The sequence below is a fragment of the Lysobacter sp. Soil_C_59 genome (genome assembly GCF_057656415.1).
Map to the genome: position 1 here is coordinate 304967 of NZ_JBDGKK010000002.1, position 16349 is coordinate 321315.

A 16349-nucleotide genomic window follows, 5' to 3' on the forward strand; every position below is an offset into this window, starting at 1 on the left:
GGGGGGACAAGCGGCAGTGTTGATGTCCGCCCACGCCCTGCTCCGCCCACCCCGGCGCGGTCTACACTCACCCGTATGGACATCACCGCCGACACGCCCCTCGACGAACTGGCCGCCACCCGCGAGCGCCTGAGCCAGTCCTGGCAGAAGAAGAAGCCGGGCTACGCCCAGCGACGCGCCGACCTGGTTTGCCTGCGTGACGCGTTCCGTGCCCGCATCGCCTCCATGGACGAGGCCATTCGCGCCGATTTCGGCCATCGCAGCCAACACGAGAACCTGCTGTCGGAAGCGATGATCGTGCTGGCCGAGATCGACCACGCCCTGGGCCACCTGCGCCGCTGGATGCGCCCGCGTCGCGCCGCGGTCGGCTGGCGCTTCTGGCCGGCAAGTGCGCAGATCCGTCCGGAACCGGTCGGCGTGGTCGGCATCCTGTCGCCGTGGAATTACCCGGTGAACCTGGCCCTGGTGCCGCTGGTGTCGGCAATCGCCGCCGGCAACCACGTTTACCTCAAGCCCTCCGAGCACGCCCCGCGCACCAGCATGTGGATGCGCGAACTGTTGTCGGAGGTGTTCCCGGCCGACCGCGTCGCCGTTGCACTGGGCGGTCCGGAAGTCGGCTCCGCCTTCGCCGGGCTGCCGTTCGACCATCTGCTGTTCACCGGCTCGACCGCAGTCGGGCGCAAGGTGATGGCGGCCGCTGCGCCTAACCTCACGCCGGTCACGCTGGAACTGGGCGGCAAGGCACCGGCGATCGTCTGCGCCGACTACCCGATCGACCGCGCCGCCGCGCGCATCGCCACCGGCAAGTGGTTCAACGCCGGGCAGACCTGCATCGGCGTCGACTACGTGCTGATCGATGCGGCACGCCGTGATGCATTCGTCGAAGCAATGCAGGCCGAGTTGCGTTCCCGCTATGGCGACTTCAATGCACCGACCGACTACACCCGCATCATCAACGACGGCCAGTTCGCGCGACTGCGAGGCTACGTCGACGATGCACGCGCGCGCGGCCTGACCGTGCTCGAACCGGTGACGCAGAACCTCGACGACGCAGCGCGCGTGCGCAATGCGCAGGACCGGCTGTTCCCGCCGACCCTGGTGCTGGATCCGCCGCGCGATGCGGAAGTGATGCGCCATGAGATCTTCGGGCCGATCCTGCCGGTAGTCAGCTACCGCACGCTCGACGAGGCGATCGCGCAGGTGCAGTCGCTCGAGCGCCCGCTGGCGCTGTACCCGTTCAGCCATGACAACGCCAGCATCGAGAAGATCCTCGCCAACACGCTGTCGGGCGGCGTCACCGTCAACGACACGCTGCTGCATTTCGGCGCGCACGACCTGCCTTTCGGCGGCATCGGCCCCAGCGGCATCGGCGCGATCCACGGCCGCACCGGCTTCGACACCTTCAGCAAGCTGCTGCCGGTGTTCCGCCAGCGCCGCATGGCCGCCAGCGACCTGCTCAAGCCGCCGTACAGCGGCGCGATCGACAAGATGGTGCGGTGGCTGGCGAAGTAAGGGCCATGCCCTCTCCCCTTGCGGGAGAGGGAAAGGCGCAAAGCGCCGAGGGAGAGGGGTCTCAGGTCGCCGCAAACCCCCGCAGCACCTCAACCACCCGCTCCACCCCCGCATCGTCCACACCCAGATGCGTCACCAGCCGTATCGCCGGCGTGTAGCCGATCGACACCCGCACGCGCGCCTGCTTCAGCACGCCGCGCAACGCATCGTGCCGCTCCACCGGCACATCGATGAACACCATGTTGGTGTGCTGCGCGACCACGCGCAGCCCCGCTAGCCCGGCCAGCCCTTCGCCCAGCCGCTTCGCGCGGGCATGGTCGTCCGCAAGCCGCGCGACGTTGTTATCCAGCGCGTACGTTCCGGCGGCCGCCAGGATGCCCGCCTGCCGCATGCCACCGCCGACCACCTTGCGCCAGCGTTTGGCGGTGTTGATCAGCTCCTGCGTGCCCAACAGTACCGAACCGACCGGCGCACCCAGTCCCTTCGACAAGCACACCGAGACGCTGTCGAAGTGCTTCGTGATCTCGCGCGCCGGAACTCCCAGTCCCACGGCCGCATTGAACATCCGCGCTCCGTCCAGGTGCAACGCCAGCCCGCGCCGATCGCACAGCGCGCGTGCCTGCTCCAGGTACGCCAGTGGCAAGGGCCGCCCGTGCCAGGTGTTCTCCAGGCACAGCAGTCGCGTGCGGGCGAAGTGCGGGTCGATCGGCTTGATCACGCGTTCGACCACGTCCAGCGGCAGGCTGCCGTCGTCGGCCTGCACCACCGGCTGCGGCTGGATGGAGCCCAATACCGCGGCACCGCCGCCCTCGTACTTGTAGGTATGCGCATCCATGCCGACGATGTACTCGTCGCCACGCTGGCAGTGCGCCATCAAGCCGATCAGGTTCGACTGCGTGCCGCTGGGCACGAACAGCCCGGCGGCGAAGCCGAGGTCATCGGCCAGCCGCTGCTGCAGCGCGTTGACCGTGGGGTCCTCGCCGTAGACGTCGTCCCCGACCGGCGCGCGCATCATCGCCTCGCGCATGGCATCGGTGGGCTCGGTGACGGTGTCGCTGCGAAGGTCGATCCAGTTCATGGCGGGTCGTGGCAGGTGATCGTGGTTTCGGCGCCGAGTATGCCTCGAAGAGTCGGCCCAGGTCGGCAGATCATCAACCCGCACCATTTACCCGGCAGAACCGAGCAAGCAACAAGGGAGAAACTCTGTTCAAGCGCCGAGGCATTATCGCCCGCTATGTATGCCGCGCCGTTACCGTGTCATGCCCTCAATCCCAGCGCACGCAACCAGGCATCCACCTGACCAAATGCGTCCTGCTGCCATTGTTCTGGCGTTCGGTCCCCCAGCACGGCAGTTTCTTCCACGAATAGGCGGACACTGGTAGGGCCGTAGCCTTCCGGTGCTTCAAACTTTCCCGCGATCAGACGGTAACCCGCTTCACCGCTCTTCCGTTCTAGCACCGGCCGGCAGGCTTCCGCCAACCCTTCGATACCACCTGGGTAATTCCGGATGCAGTAGTAGATGTCGTATGCATCCTTTTGCTTATGCCGCCCTTCGATGGCATACCCCTTCATCGCAAGTAGTGCCGGAATCGAGCAGACCGCGATCTCCACGCGATTCGTGCCACCGGCCGGCATGGAACCGGTCACCGCCACCATTTCGTAGAAGTGGGTCGCCAAATCCGCCCCGTCTGCCCGCTGCACGGCGAAGTTGTCGATCAGTGGCGGCCTGTTCTTCGCGATGTCGGCATCGCGCGGCATCAGGAAATCGACGACGACATCGATAGGGGCGCCGCCATCGGCGGCTGGAACTTGCCGCACCAGCTGGAAGCGACGAAGTTCTTCGCGTTGCTCGTAGCCATGTCCCATCAGTGACTCGACCAACGTCGCATACTCTCCGTCGCCCAATGCCTCCGAGTCGAGGCCGAGATCCAGGTCGAGCGTGCCGATATGTGGCATGTCCGCATTGGCGAGCAGTAGCCACGGCACTGCGCCGCCGACCACGGCAAATTTCCCTCTGAAGCTGCCGAGGATCTGCCCTATCTCGAGCAATACCGTCTTCACTGCGATTGTCGTGCGATCGTCGTAGTCGGCTGCAGATTGCGGTTCCTGTCGAGTCAGCTTCTCGGCCACGCCAGCTTTTCCTTTCGTAGATGATCTGCTGCCTCCACACCACGCTCACCGGACACGATCAGGTCTAGGTAGGTCTGCACGGGGCTGGTGCAGACCACGCCGGATGCCGGCTCGACCGCATCGCGGAACAGGCCATCGGTCTTTGGCACCGTCACGACGACATTCTGACCCTTCGCGACGGCGGAGAGGCCAAGAGCAGCATGAAGCCGCTCAAGGCCATTGGCGTCTGCGTAGAAGTAGTGGGTGCCGGTACGCGCATAGGGAGCCAACCACTGAGCTGCCGAGTAGGAGGCGAACATGGCTTGCCCCTCGTCGTCGCCACCCGCATGCAGGACTTGTCGGGCTGCGTCTTCCAATGCGCCGCCATGCAACGTCGTATAGAAGGCTATGCGCTTTCCGACAAGAGGCCGATAAGCAGCCGCCCACTCGTCGAGCAGGGCATCGGGCTTGGACAGACACAGCCCATCCTCCGATATTTCCGCCCATTCCCTGTCGAGCAAACTGCTGCGCACATTGCTGACATGGCCCACGCTAACGGCAGCTGCTTGGGCAAGCTCGATCACCCGCCAAGTCCGGCTTGGGTCGCGGAGCAGGACACGCAACACCTGCGCAGATTTTGGCGTAAACAACGACTTGAGCTCGCGGCGTTCGCTGTTCGGTTTGTTCGCGACCTGCCGCTCGATAAAGATGCCGTCGAACGATAGGTGGGCGTTGCCCTCCAGATCGAGGAAACCGATTCCTTCTTGGCGACACAGCGACTGCGCATCGGGCGATAGATATGGAGCAACGAGGACCGGGATGGCGTTTTGCGCTTGCCGGGTTACGTAATTGCGTAGCTGGTGAAGTGCGGCCCGGACGTGCCGCGGCTGGCCGTTGGCCTTGACTTCGCAAGCCAGCGTGCGGTGGCGGCCACCCGTTTCGAGGTGCACAACGATGTCGACCCCTTCATCGGCTGCGACCTGATGATCGACGGCCAGAACCATGATCGCAGGCACCCGCTCGAGCAGTTCCCAGAGCGCCTCACCAGCACGGGATTCGATGCTTTTCACAGTTTTGGCCTTTTCAGCGTTTGCTGAAAGTATCAATTTCAGTGAAAAAGGTCAACAGATTTCAGCAGCTAGACGTGTTTCAGCAAATGCTGAAAGGGGCTATAGTTTGAAAAGCGGCTCGGCTCAAGCTCCAGCGAGCCAGGAGAATTACAGGTGCCTCGAGGGCTTCGGGAAGATAATTGACGATGAAATCAAGCAAACTCAATACGTTATACAAACCCGTATGAAGATCGCCAGCTGGAACGTCAACTCCCTCAACGTCCGCCTGCCCCACCTGCAACAGTGGCTGGCGCAGTCCAACCCGGACATCGTCGCGCTGCAGGAAACCAAGCTCGAGGACGAGCGCTTCCCCGACGACGACATGCTCGCCGCCGGTTACCGCAGCGTGTTCGCCGGGCAGAAGACCTACAACGGCGTCGCCGTCCTCTCGCGCGAATCGGCGAAGGACGTGCAGATCGGTATCCCCGGTTTCGAGGACGAGCAGAAGCGCGTGCTGGCGGCGACCGTCGGCGACCTGCGCATCGTCAACCTCTATGTGGTCAACGGCCAGGACGTCGGCACCGACAAGTACGCCTACAAGCTGCGCTGGCTCGCGGCCGTGCACGACTGGCTGGCGACCGAGCTGGTGACCCACCCGCGCATGATTGTCCTGGGCGATTTCAACATCGCACCCGACGACCGCGACGTCCACGACGCCACCGTCTGGAACGACAGCCACATCCTGACCTCGCGCGCCGAACGCGATGCGCTGCTGAAGATCAACGCCCTCGGCCTGCATGACGCCTGGCGCGCGCTCAATCCGGAGGAACGCCAGTTCAGCTGGTGGGATTACCGCCAGGGCGGCTTCCGCCGCAACCTCGGCCTGCGCATCGACATGACACTCGTGTCGGAGGCGTTGCGACCGCATTGCATCGACTCCGGCATCGACCGCGAGACGCGCACCTGGGACCGCCCGAGCGACCATGCCCCGGCGTGGGTGCAGCTGGGCGGCTGACGCCCGCGAATTCGCTCAATGCAAAAGGCCCGGCAATGCCGGGCCTTTTGCATGACGTCCGCGCAACCGTCAGCGCACGCGACCGCGCCGGAACAGGTTGACGATCGCCAGCAGCACGATCGCGCCGACCAGCGACATCAGCAACCCGCTCATGCTGAAGTTGCCGTCATTGATGTCGCCGCCCAGGCCGAACAGGCCACCCAGCCAGCCGCCGATGAAGGCGCCGACGATGCCGACGACGATATTGAGGAACATGCCCTGTTGCGCGTCGGTCTTCATGATCAGGCTGGCGAGCCAGCCGATGATGCCGCCGACGATCAGCCAGACGAGGATACCCATCATGCTCGTGTCTCCTTGACCCGCAGCGAATAAGCGGCCATGCGCCCCAAGGGTGGGGCGAGGCGAGTCTGTCTGGATCGACGTGATGGCGACGTCAGAAAAAGCGTCGAGCAGGCGCCGTAGAGCGCCGATTTCGCCTGTTTACCGGCTCGTATCCGAGCGCTCAGCCGTGTAGCAATGCGGCCAGCGCGCCCCGCGGCAGCTTGCCGGTTTCGTTGCGTGGCAGTGCGGCGATACGGCGCAGCGGTCGCGGCAGGAACACCGGATCGATCTGCTGGCGCAACGCGGCAAGGATCGTGGCCTCGTCGAGACCGGGTGCGACGGCGAGCGCGGCGATGCGGCGCACGCCCATCGCATCGGCATCGTCGAGCTGGAACACCACGCCGTCCTCGACGCCGGGCACGGCCAGCAGCTTGCGGGTGAGGTCGCCCAGTGACGCGCGCTTGCCGGCGATCTCGAGCATGTCCGCATTGCGACCACGCAGCACGAATCTTCCGTCGAGCGGGTCGACTTCGACCAGGTCGGCCAGCACCACCGGCTCGGGCAGGTGCGGCGCGTGCACGGCGGTGCCATCGGGTTGCGGTGCCAGGCGCACGCCAGGCAGCGGCGTCCACGCCGTTTCGCGCGCGGTGCGGCGACGCGCGATCACGCAGGTTTCGGTGGAACCGAATACTTCGCGCACTTCGCAGCCGAAGCGCTCCTCCGCGGCGAGTGCGAGCTCGGCCGGCAGCGGCGCCGTTGCCGAGACGATGCCGGCCAGAGGCGGCAGTTCTAGACCTTCCGCTACCAGTGCGCGCAAATGCACCGGCGTGGTCACCAGCAGCGGCGGTGTCGGCGCGTCGTGCAGCGCGCGGGCGACATCGGCCGGAAACAGCGGTCGCGCCGAATGCACGGCGATCGGGCCGAGCATCGGCAGCAGCACCGACATCTCCATGCCATACATATGCTGCGGCGGCACGGTGGCGACGACATTCGTCACGCCGGTGACGTCGAGAAGCCCGGCAAGTGCCGCCAGGTTCTGTCCGGTGCTGGCGCGGAAACTCGCCCAGGTCTTGGCGTACGGACGCGGCTGGCCGGTGCTGCCGGAAGTGAAACCGATCGCGACCACCGCGTCGGCGTCGACCAGCAACGGCGCGCCATCGATCTGTGGCAGCGGCCGCGGCAGGTGGAAGCAATCCGGTGGTGAGACCGCCAGTGCGTCGTCGCCGAGGCAATAGCTGTCGGGATACTGGCCGCGCACCTGGTCGATAACCGCCGGCGCCCGCGAAGGCGGCAGCAAGGTGGTCTGCCCGCGCACCGCGGCGGCGCAGAACGCCACCAGGAAGTGGTAGCGGTCCTCGCACAGGTTGATCGCATGGGCGGCGGCCGGAAGCATCGCCGCCACGGCGCGCACCTGGCGCGAGAACGTGTCCAGCTCAATGGCGCCGGTGGCATCGAAGGCAATGGCGCGGGCACCTTCGCCGTGCGTCAGGGGCACGGGCGAGAGCGTTGCGGTGCTGGCGTCGATGACGGCGGACATGACGTTCTGATTCCTGCGGCTGGCGCCGACTTTCCCCGCATTAGCTTACGCTGGAGGCCGCCGGCGAACCCAAACGCAAGTTCATGACCCTGTCTGTCCCCACAACGCCGCCCACCGGCACCGTGCGCTGGGCCTGGCGCCCGCACCTGCCGCGGCAGCCGGCCGAGCCGCTGGCGCGGGAATGGCTGGCGGCGGAACTTGGCCTCACCGCCGCGGCCCTGCCGCTGGCCCGCGATCCGCGCGGCCGGCCGCGACTGGGCGGTGACCTGGTCGGCTGGGACTGCAACTGGAGCCACAGCGGCGACGGCCTGCTGATCGCGCTGGGCCGGGACGTCCAGGTCGGCATCGACCTGGAACGGCTGCGCCCGCGCGCCCGCGCACTGGAGCTGGCCCAGCGCTTTTTCACCGCGACCGAAGTCGCCTGGTTGCACGCGGCGCCCTCGGCGGCGGTGCGCGACCACGCTTTCCTGCGTCTGTGGTGCGCCAAGGAGGCGGTGCTGAAGGCGCACGGCCACGGCATTTCCTTCGGACTGGACCGCCTGCGCTTCGAGGACGGGGACGGTGGCCTGCGCCTGGTCGCCTGCGATCCGGCGCTCGGCCAGCCGCAGCAGTGGCAACTGCAGGAGCTGCAGCCGGCGCAGGACTACCTCGGGGCCGTGGCCTGGCGCCACACCCCGTAGGAGCGAGCTTGCTCGCGATTGCCGGGCCGCGGGCGTTCGCGAGCAAGCTCGCTCCTACAAAACAGTGGGGCGCATCGGCGATACTGCGCGCCGGATGAATACCCCCGCTCCCTTCGATCCGTCGCTGCGCAAGTCGCTCGACGATGGCCTGCGCACCCTCGCCCTCGATCCGGCGCTGTCGGCGCCGCTGCTCGACTACCTGGCGCTGCTGCTGCGCTGGAACAAGACCTACAACCTCACCGCGGTGCGCGATCCGCAGGAGATGGTCAGCAAGCACCTGCTCGACTCGCTGGCGATGCACCCCTTCGTCGACGACATCGCCGCACGCGGCGGCAGCCTCGCCGACCTGGGCACCGGTGCCGGCCTGCCCGGTATCCCGCTGTCGATCGTCAAGCCGGGCCTGCACGTGACCCTGGTCGAGAGTGCCGGCAAGAAGGCGCGCTTCATGCGCGAGGCGATCCGCCAGCTCGGACTGCGCGATGCCCGTGTTGCCGAATCGCGGATCGAGGCCGTGGCCGAGCCGGGCGCGTACGACGCCATCACCGCGCGCGCCCTGGCCACGCTGCCGCTGATCATCGAACTGGGCGGCCACCTGCTCAAACCCGACGGCTGCCTGCTGGCGATGAAGGGCGTCTACCCGCACGACGAGATCGCGGCGCTGCCGGCGGGATGGGCGGTGCGGGATGTGCACCCGCTCACGGTTCCGGGACTGGATGCCGAGCGGCACCTGGTCGTTGTGGGGCGCACCCCGTAGGAGCGAGCTTGCTCGCAAGTGCTTGATCCGGGGTCGCCGTCCGTCGCCACGCCGTCCAGCGACCGCCTCCGGTATCCCCAGACAGCAAGGCGGGGACGCGCACGGGTTCCCATCCGGGCATAATCCACGGTCCGGCCCCACGCCGGTCCACTTCCGCACACAGCCCAGGACGAGCCGCATGGCCCGCATCATCGCCGTCGCCAACCAGAAAGGCGGGGTCGGCAAGACCACCACCGCAGTCAACCTGGCCGCCGCGCTCGCGCGTACGCCCAAGCGGGTGCTGTTGGTGGATCTCGATCCGCAGGGCAACGCGACGATGGGCAGCGGCGTCAACAAGCGCGAGCTGGAAAATTCGATCTGCGAAGTGCTGCTGGGCGAAACCCAGGTGCGCAGCGCGATCGTGCGCACCGCCGAGGAGTTCGACCTGCTGCCGGGCAACATCGACCTGACCGCGGTCGAAGTGCAGCTGATGGCCGAACCCGGCCGCGAGCAGCGCCTGCGCCTGGCACTGCAGGAGCTGCGCCCGGACTACGACTTCATCCTGATCGACTGCCCGCCGGCGCTGTCGCTGCTCACGCTCAACGCGCTGACCGCCGCCGATTCGATCATCGTGCCGATGCAGTGCGAGTACTACGCACTGGAAGGCCTGAGCGCGCTGGTCGACACCATCGAAGCGCTCAAGGGCAACCTCAATCCCAAGCTCGAGATCGAAGGCGTGCTGCGCACCATGTTCGACGTGCGCAACAACCTCGCCAATGCCGTCTCGGCCGAGCTGATCACCCACTTCGGTGACCGCGTCTTCCGCACCATCGTGCCGCGCAACGTGCGCCTGGCCGAGGCGCCCAGCCACGGTCAGAGCATCGTCGGCTATGACCGCGCCAGCCGCGGCGGCATCGCCTACATGGGCCTGGCCGGCGAAGTGCTGCGCCGCCAGCGCGAACGCGACCAGGCCGCCAAGGCAGCGGCCCGTCCGCCTGAGGCGAAGGAGACCACGGCATGAGCGTAGCCAAGAAGCGCGGTCTCGGCCGCGGTCTGGAAGCCCTTCTCGGACCCAAGGCCGCCGCCGAGGCGCCGGTCCTGGAGGCGACCGAGGGCGACGTGCTGCGCAGCCTGCCGGTGGATTCGCTGACGCCGGGCAAGTACCAGCCGCGCAAGCACTGGGACCAGGACAAGCTGTCCGAGCTGGCCGAGTCGATCAAGGCGCAAGGCGTGATCCAGCCGATCGTCGTGCGCGACATCGGCGGCAAGCGCTACGAGATCATCGCCGGCGAACGCCGCTGGCGCGCTTCGCAGCTGGCCGGGTTGAACGAGATCCCGGTGGTCATCCGCGAAGTCGACGACCGCACCGTGGTCGCGATGGCGCTGATCGAGAACATCCAGCGCGAAGACCTCAATCCGCTCGAAGAAGCCACCGCGCTGCAGCGCCTGATCGACGAGTTCGACCTTACCCACGCCCAGGCCGCCGAAGCGGTCGGCCGTTCGCGTGCGTCGGTGTCGAACATGCTGCGCCTGCTCGAGCTGCCCAACGAAATCCGCGTGTTGCTGGAAACCCATGCGCTGGAGATGGGCCACGCCCGTGCCCTGCTGGCGCTGACCCCGCAGGCCGCCATCGCGCTGGCCCGCCAGGCCGCCGAACATGGCTGGTCGGTGCGCGAGGTCGAGCACCGCGTGCAGCAGCTGTCGGCTGGCGTGATCCCGACGTCGGGCTCCAAGCCCAAGGCCGCCAAGGCCAAGCCGCAGGCCGACATCGCCGCGCTCGAGCGCGAGCTGTCGGAATCGCTCAACACCAAGGTCAACGTGATGCACGGCCGGGCCGGCAAGGGTCGACTGGTCATCCATTACAACGACCTCGATTCGCTCGAGGGCGTGCTGGAAAAGCTGCGCGGAAGCGGCACCGAGTAACGACGCAGTCAAGCCGTCACCGTACAAAGCCAGGATGGCTTGATGAACCCCTACAGTTACCGCGTTTCGCTGCGTGCCACCCATCCCAGCGCCGACCTGGCGCCGCTGTTCGAACAGCTGGGGCTTACGCCCCGGCGTAGCTGGCGCGCCGGGCAGGCCAAGCCGCTTGATGGCGACCGGGGCGTCTACCGCGACAGCTACGGCTACGCCGAGCTGACGCCCGATGGCGAGCCGCGCGAATGGAGCCGCGAGCAGATCGAGGATTTCCTCGGCGCCGTGCACCAGCGTCTGTCGATCCATCGCGATTGCCTGCATGCCTTTGCCGCCCAGGGTGGCCGCTGCGGGCTGTTCGTCGGCCTGTTCGGCGAGCAGGCCTTCGGCTTCGAACTTCAGCCCGAGCTCAGCGCCGGCCTGGCCGAACTGAAGCTGACACTGGGCTTCGACTTCCATCCCGGCGACGACGGCTGAGCCGCGTTCCGACGTCTTTCCGACCTCTCCCGAGGCAAATTCACCGCCGGTTATTGCCCTGATCGGGCATCATTGGCGCCGGTCGGACAGGCCGCCGCCTCGCGTGACTCGCGATCGGCACCTATAAATCGGCCCACCGTTGCTTCCAGGAGCAGTGGACATTGGACGAAGTCACCCCCGGACCCCACCCATGACCATCCTCGTTACCGGCGCTGCCGGCTTCATCGGCGCGTACACCTGCCGCGCCCTGCGCGCGCGCGGCGCGGATGTCGTCGGCCTGGACAACTACAACGACTACTACGATCCGAAGATCAAGCGCGACCGCGTTGCCGCGCTGTGCCCGGAGGTCGACATCCGCACGCTCGACCTGGGCGACCGCGATGGCCTGGCGGCGCTTTTCGACGAAGTGCAGCCGACCCAGGTGATCCACCTGGCCGCGCAGGCCGGCGTGCGCTACTCGCTGACGCACCCGCATGCCTACGTCGACAGCAACCTGGCCGGCTTCGTCAACCTGCTCGAGCTGTGCCGTCATCGCGGCGTGCAGCACCTGGTCTATGCCAGCTCGTCGTCGGTGTACGGCGACTCGGCCACGCCTCCGTTTTCCGAGGACCAGCGCATCGACCAGCCGCGCTCGCTGTACGCAGCGACCAAGGCCGCCAACGAGCTGATGGCGCACACCTACGCGCACTTGTACGACCTGCGTTCGACCGGCCTGCGTTTCTTTACTGTTTACGGCCCGTGGGGCCGGCCCGACATGGCGCCGCTGCTGTTCTCGCGCGCGGTGCTGGCCGGACGTCCGATCGACGTGTTCAACCACGGCAAGATGCGCCGCGACTTCACCTTCGTAGACGACATCGTCAATGGCGTTCTTGGCGCGCTCGATCATCCGCCGGCCACCGACGTGGCGCCGCCGGCGGCGCCGCACCGGGTGTTCAACCTGGGCAACCACACTCCCGTGGAACTCGAGCGCTTCATCCAGGTCATAGAGGCCGCTGCCGGCAAGCAGGCCACCAAGGTCTACAAGCCAATGCAGCCCGGCGACATGGTCGAGACCATGGCGGACACCGCGCGCGCGCAGGCGGCGTTCGGTTTCGAGCCGGCCACGCCGATCGAGACAGGCCTGCCGCAGGTCGTCGACTGGTGCCGCACCTATTTCGGCGACAAGGCCTGACATGAGCGCCCCACGCATTGGCACTGCCCCACAACTCTCCGTCGTCGTCCCGGTGTTCAACGAGCGCGACAACGTTGCCCCGCTCGTACACGAGATCACCGCCGCGCTGCGCGGCCGGACCGACTTCGAGATTGTCTATGTCGACGACCACTCGCGCGACGACACGCTGCAGGTGCTGCAGGCCCTCAAGGCCGAAGTGCCCGAGCTGCGCGTGATCTCCCACGTCACCCAGAGCGGGCAGAGCACCGCCGTGCGCAACGGCGTCAAGGCCGCGCGCGGCACCTGGATCGCCACGCTCGATGGCGATGGCCAGAACGACCCGGCCGACATCCCCAAGCTGCTCGACAAGCGCGACAGCGCCACCGCCGACGAAGGCCTCAAGCTCTTTGCCGGCTGGCGCGTCAACCGCCAGGACAGCGGCAGCAAGCGCTGGGCGTCGCGCTGGGCCAACGCGATCCGCTCGCGCATGCTGCGCGACGACACGCCCGATACCGGTTGCGGAATCAAACTGTTCGAACGCGCCGCGTTCCTCGAGCTGCCCTACTTCGACCACATGCACCGCTACCTGCCGGCGCTGATGCAGCGCGCGGGCTGGAAGACGGTGAGCGTGCCAGTAAACCACCGGGCGCGATCGACCGGTGTGTCGAAGTACAACAATCTCAACCGCGCACTGGTAGGCATCAGCGACCTGCGCGGCGTGGCATGGCTGATCAAGCGGGGCAAGGTCACCGCGGTGCGCGAGCTGAGCTGAGGTCCGGAGCGATGGAATTCGACTTCATGAACCACTCCATTGCCTGGCTGGAATGGACCGGTTTGCACATGTCGCCGTGGAAGATCATCGGCCTGACCGGTGCGCTGATGTTCGGCGGCCGCTGGCTGGTGCAGTTCCTCGCCTCGCGCAAGCACGGCAAGCCGGTGATTCCGCGGCTGTTCTGGTACATGAGCCTGGTCGGCAGTGTGATGACCCTGAGCTACTTCGTGTTCTCGCAGAAGCAGGACTCGGTCGGCGTGATCCAGAACCTGTTCCCGGCCTTCACCGCGGCCTACAGCCTGTACCTGGACATCAGGCACCGCGGCTGGCGGCGAGACCGGGCGAGTCACTGAGGCAACGAACGCTTCGGAATCCGTCAAGGAAACCGTCATCCCGGCGAACGCCGGGATCCAGTGCCGGAGCCTCGACCCATACGTTGCCGGATGTCACCAGGGCGCAGGGACATCGCATCCCAACCCGCTACGGGCCTGGATCCCGGCCTCCGCCGGGATGACGAATTCGCCAGTCGAATCGGCCATCCCGGCCAACGCATCGCCCCCCGGGAATGCGAAGATCGGCGCTTCGTGCCACCACCGGTCCTTCCCGTGAAACCACTGCTTGCGGCCCTGCTCTGCGGCCACCTTGCCCTCGCCCCCTTCGCCGCGCATGCCGGCGCGGCAGACACCCGGTTCGAAGCCATCTACAGCCAGGAATGGCAGTGGCGCCAGGAACAGACCGGCGCCGCCGACGAGGACAACGACGGCTCATCCGACCGCCACCAGCTGCCGTCGGTCGACGCCGCCAGCCAGGCCGCCCGCCTCAAGGTCTGGGAAGACGTGCTCAAGCGCCTGGACGGCATCGACACGGCCAAGCTGAGCCCGCAGAACCGCATCAACTTCTCCGTCTACAAGTCGCAGGTCGAAAACCTCGCGGCCGAAGTGCGCCTGCGCGGCTACGAGATGCCGTTCAACTCCGACTCCTCGTTCTGGTCGAACCTGGGCTTCATGACCCGGCGTCCGCTGCGCACCGCGCAGGACTACCGCGCCTACATCGACCGCCTGGGCGACGTGCCGCGCTACTTCGACCAGCAGACCGCGAACATGCGCGCCGGCCTGGCCCGTGGCTTCAGCGTGCCGCGCGCGGTGCTCGACGGCCGCGACGTGTCGATTGCCGCGGTCGCCGACCTGAAGGATCCGCTGCAGTCCAACTTCTACGAGCCGTTCAAGCGCATGCCGGCGTCGATTCCGGCCGACGAGCAGGCGCGGCTGCGTGCCGACGGCGTGGCGGCGATCCGCGATCGCATGATCCCGGCCTACGGCAAGTTGCTGACCTTCTTCCGCGAGGAATACGTGCCGCAGGCGCGCACCACGCTGGGTGCCTCGCAGATGCCCGATGGCGACGCCTACTACCGCCAGCAGATCCGCGAGTACACGACCCTCGACCTCGACCCGGATCAGATTCATCAGATCGGACTGGATGAAGTCGCGCGGATCCAGGCGGAGATGGAAACCATCATCAAGCAGGTCGGCTTCAAGGGCGACTTTGCGGCGTTCCTGCGCTTCCTGCGCACCGACAAGCAGTTCTACGCGACCACGCCGCAGGCACTGCTCGATCGCGCCGCCTGGATCTCGAAGCGCGTCGACGGCGAGATCGGCAAGTTCATCGGCACCCTGCCGCGCGGCCGCTTCACCATCGTGCCGGTACCGGCCGACATCGCCCCGTTCTGGACCAGCGGCCGCGGTGGCGCCGGCACCTACTGGCTCAACACCTACGACCTGCCCTCGCGCCCGCTCTACAACCTGCCGGCGCTGACCCTGCACGAGTCCGCCCCGGGCCATGCCCTGCAGGGCTCGCTGGCCAAGGAACAGGGTGACCTGCCGGCCTTCCGCCGCGAGACCTACATCTCCGCCTACGGCGAGGGCTGGGGCCTGTACAGCGAGAAGCTCGGCAAGGAAATGGGCATCTACGAGACGCCCTACGAGGACTTCGGCCGCCTGACCTACGAGATGTGGCGCGCCTGCCGCCTGGTGATCGACACCGGCGTGCACGCCAAAGGCTGGACCCGCGACCAGGCCCTGGCCTATCTGCGTGACCGCACCGCCCTCAGCGAGCACGAGGTCACCACCGAAGTCGACCGTTACATCTCCTGGCCGGCCCAGGCGCTGAGCTACAAACTCGGCGAGATCACGATCCTGCGCCTGCGCGCGGAAGCCGAGAAGGCGCTGGGCAACCGCTTAGACATCAAGGCCTTCCATGACGCCCTGCTCAGCCAGGGCTCGGTGCCGCTGCCGGTGCTGGAGGAGCAGGTCCGCGCGTTCATCGCCAAATCGGCGGAGAAGACCGCAAAAGCGGGCTGATTGCCTGACTCCCTCCCCTGCGCGCAGGGGAGGGTTGGGGAAGGGGTAAAGCCCGCGCAGCGGACACCTCCGCTTGTGGATAACTACTTGCCCGCCCTGCTTTTCGCGTGCATAATGCGCGGCTCGCTGCGTCCGGCTTGCCTTTAGGGGTAAGACCGGGCGGACCCCGGAAGCGCGATTCCGGCCCGCCTCGTGCCGCGAGAATTTCCTACCCGTATCGCGCACCGCCCACACCCCGGTGTGACAGCGGAGGGGCCGCCGCCTCCCTGGCCAAGGGAAGCACCATAACCTTTCGAGGTGCGTATGGCCCGTGTATGCCAAGTAACCGGTAAGCGAACGACGACTGGCAACAACGTCTCGCATGCCATGAACAAGACCCGCCGCCGCTTTCTCCCCAACCTCCACGAGCGCCGCTTCTGGGTCGCTTCCGAGAACCGTTGGGTGAAGCTGCGTGTTTCCAGTGCCGCCCTGCGCACCATCGACAAGAATGGCATCGACGCCATTCTCGCCGACCTGCGCGCCCGCGGCGAAAAGATCTGAGGAGGATCGAACCATGGCTTCCAAGCGCGACAAGATCCGCCTGATCTCTTCTGCCGGCACCGGTCATTTCTATACGACCGACAAGAACAAGAAGAACACCCCGAACAAGATGGAGGTCAAGAAGTACGACCCCGTCGTTCGGAAGCACGTGAACTACAAGGAAGGCAAGATCAAGTGACCTTC

Annotated in this window: 18 protein-coding genes; 13 read left to right on the forward strand and 5 right to left on the reverse strand. The window is 66.7% G+C overall.

The window, feature by feature from the left end; all coding sequences use genetic code 11:
* Positions 1 to 75: 75 nt before the first annotated feature.
* On the forward strand, positions 76 to 1512 hold the full coding sequence (locus AC3A3Q_RS04885; RefSeq protein ID WP_487585153.1) for a coniferyl aldehyde dehydrogenase: 1437 nt from the start codon (positions 76 to 78) through the stop codon (positions 1510 to 1512).
* A 61-nt stretch (positions 1513 to 1573) separates the two neighbouring features.
* Here the strand turns inward: AC3A3Q_RS04885 and ltaE are convergent, their stop codons facing one another.
* The 3 genes from ltaE to AC3A3Q_RS04900 form a co-directional block, all read right to left on the reverse strand.
* The gene (gene ltaE / locus AC3A3Q_RS04890; protein ID WP_487585154.1) at positions 1574 to 2590 is read right to left on the reverse strand and encodes a low-specificity L-threonine aldolase; all 1017 of its coding nucleotides are present in this window, start codon (positions 2588 to 2590) and stop codon (positions 1574 to 1576) included.
* A gap of 179 nt (positions 2591 to 2769) precedes the next feature.
* Positions 2770 to 3642, reverse strand: coding sequence for a nucleotidyl transferase AbiEii/AbiGii toxin family protein (locus AC3A3Q_RS04895; RefSeq protein ID WP_487585155.1), 873 nt, complete (start codon positions 3640 to 3642; stop codon positions 2770 to 2772).
* Positions 3627 to 4691, reverse strand: coding sequence for a type IV toxin-antitoxin system AbiEi family antitoxin (locus AC3A3Q_RS04900; RefSeq protein ID WP_487585156.1), 1065 nt, complete (start codon positions 4689 to 4691; stop codon positions 3627 to 3629). Before AC3A3Q_RS04900 ends, AC3A3Q_RS04895 begins: the two co-directional genes overlap by 16 nt.
* 223 nt (positions 4692 to 4914) lie before the next feature.
* Between AC3A3Q_RS04900 and xth the strand changes: the two genes are divergently transcribed.
* Entirely contained in the window at positions 4915 to 5685 is a 771-nt protein-coding gene (xth, locus tag AC3A3Q_RS04905) for an exodeoxyribonuclease III (RefSeq protein WP_487585157.1), read from the forward strand.
* Between the two features lie 69 nt (positions 5686 to 5754).
* Here xth and AC3A3Q_RS04910 read toward each other — a convergent pair whose 3' ends face one another.
* Both AC3A3Q_RS04910 and AC3A3Q_RS04915 read right to left on the reverse strand, forming a co-directional pair.
* Positions 5755 to 6024: a GlsB/YeaQ/YmgE family stress response membrane protein gene (locus AC3A3Q_RS04910; protein ID WP_158732180.1), complete on the reverse strand. Its 270-nt coding sequence runs from the start codon at positions 6022 to 6024 to the stop codon at positions 5755 to 5757.
* Positions 6025 to 6187: 163 nt separating this feature from the next.
* Entirely contained in the window at positions 6188 to 7543 is a 1356-nt protein-coding gene (locus tag AC3A3Q_RS04915) for an AMP-binding protein (protein ID WP_487585158.1), read from the reverse strand.
* An 89-nt stretch (positions 7544 to 7632) separates the two neighbouring features.
* On the opposite strand from AC3A3Q_RS04915, the gene AC3A3Q_RS04920 reads away from it, so the two are divergent.
* From AC3A3Q_RS04920 to rpmG, 11 genes are all read left to right on the forward strand, one after another.
* On the forward strand, positions 7633 to 8223 hold the full coding sequence (locus AC3A3Q_RS04920; protein WP_487585510.1) for a 4'-phosphopantetheinyl transferase family protein: 591 nt from the start codon (positions 7633 to 7635) through the stop codon (positions 8221 to 8223).
* Positions 8224 to 8317: 94 nt separating this feature from the next.
* Entirely contained in the window at positions 8318 to 8977 is a 660-nt protein-coding gene (rsmG, locus tag AC3A3Q_RS04925; RefSeq protein WP_487585159.1) for a 16S rRNA (guanine(527)-N(7))-methyltransferase RsmG, read from the forward strand.
* Positions 8978 to 9155: 178 nt separating this feature from the next.
* Positions 9156 to 9977: a ParA family protein gene (locus AC3A3Q_RS04930; RefSeq protein ID WP_200607745.1), complete on the forward strand. Its 822-nt coding sequence runs from the start codon at positions 9156 to 9158 to the stop codon at positions 9975 to 9977.
* Complete coding sequence (locus tag AC3A3Q_RS04935) at positions 9974 to 10879, forward strand: ParB/RepB/Spo0J family partition protein (protein WP_487585160.1); 906 nt, start codon at positions 9974 to 9976, stop codon at positions 10877 to 10879. Before AC3A3Q_RS04930 ends, AC3A3Q_RS04935 begins: the two co-directional genes overlap by 4 nt.
* 42 nt (positions 10880 to 10921) lie before the next feature.
* The gene (locus tag AC3A3Q_RS04940; protein ID WP_487585161.1) at positions 10922 to 11347 is read left to right on the forward strand and encodes a DUF4279 domain-containing protein; all 426 of its coding nucleotides are present in this window, start codon (positions 10922 to 10924) and stop codon (positions 11345 to 11347) included.
* A gap of 190 nt (positions 11348 to 11537) precedes the next feature.
* Complete coding sequence (locus AC3A3Q_RS04945) at positions 11538 to 12518, forward strand: NAD-dependent epimerase/dehydratase family protein (protein ID WP_487585162.1); 981 nt, start codon at positions 11538 to 11540, stop codon at positions 12516 to 12518.
* A 1-nt stretch (position 12519) separates the two neighbouring features.
* The gene (locus tag AC3A3Q_RS04950) at positions 12520 to 13269 is read left to right on the forward strand and encodes a glycosyltransferase family 2 protein (protein WP_487585163.1); all 750 of its coding nucleotides are present in this window, start codon (positions 12520 to 12522) and stop codon (positions 13267 to 13269) included.
* 26 nt (positions 13270 to 13295) lie between these two features.
* Positions 13296 to 13622, forward strand: a complete 327-nt coding sequence (locus tag AC3A3Q_RS04955) for a lipid-A-disaccharide synthase N-terminal domain-containing protein (protein ID WP_487585164.1) — start codon at positions 13296 to 13298, stop codon at positions 13620 to 13622.
* Between the two features lie 273 nt (positions 13623 to 13895).
* Complete coding sequence (locus AC3A3Q_RS04960) at positions 13896 to 15626, forward strand: DUF885 domain-containing protein (RefSeq protein WP_487585511.1); 1731 nt, start codon at positions 13896 to 13898, stop codon at positions 15624 to 15626.
* A 303-nt stretch (positions 15627 to 15929) separates the two neighbouring features.
* On the forward strand, positions 15930 to 16166 hold the full coding sequence (gene rpmB / locus AC3A3Q_RS04965; protein WP_158731856.1) for a 50S ribosomal protein L28: 237 nt from the start codon (positions 15930 to 15932) through the stop codon (positions 16164 to 16166).
* 13 nt (positions 16167 to 16179) lie between these two features.
* Positions 16180 to 16344, forward strand: coding sequence for a 50S ribosomal protein L33 (gene rpmG, locus AC3A3Q_RS04970; RefSeq protein ID WP_200607758.1), 165 nt, complete (start codon positions 16180 to 16182; stop codon positions 16342 to 16344).
* The last annotated feature ends 5 nt before the right edge of the window (positions 16345 to 16349 follow it).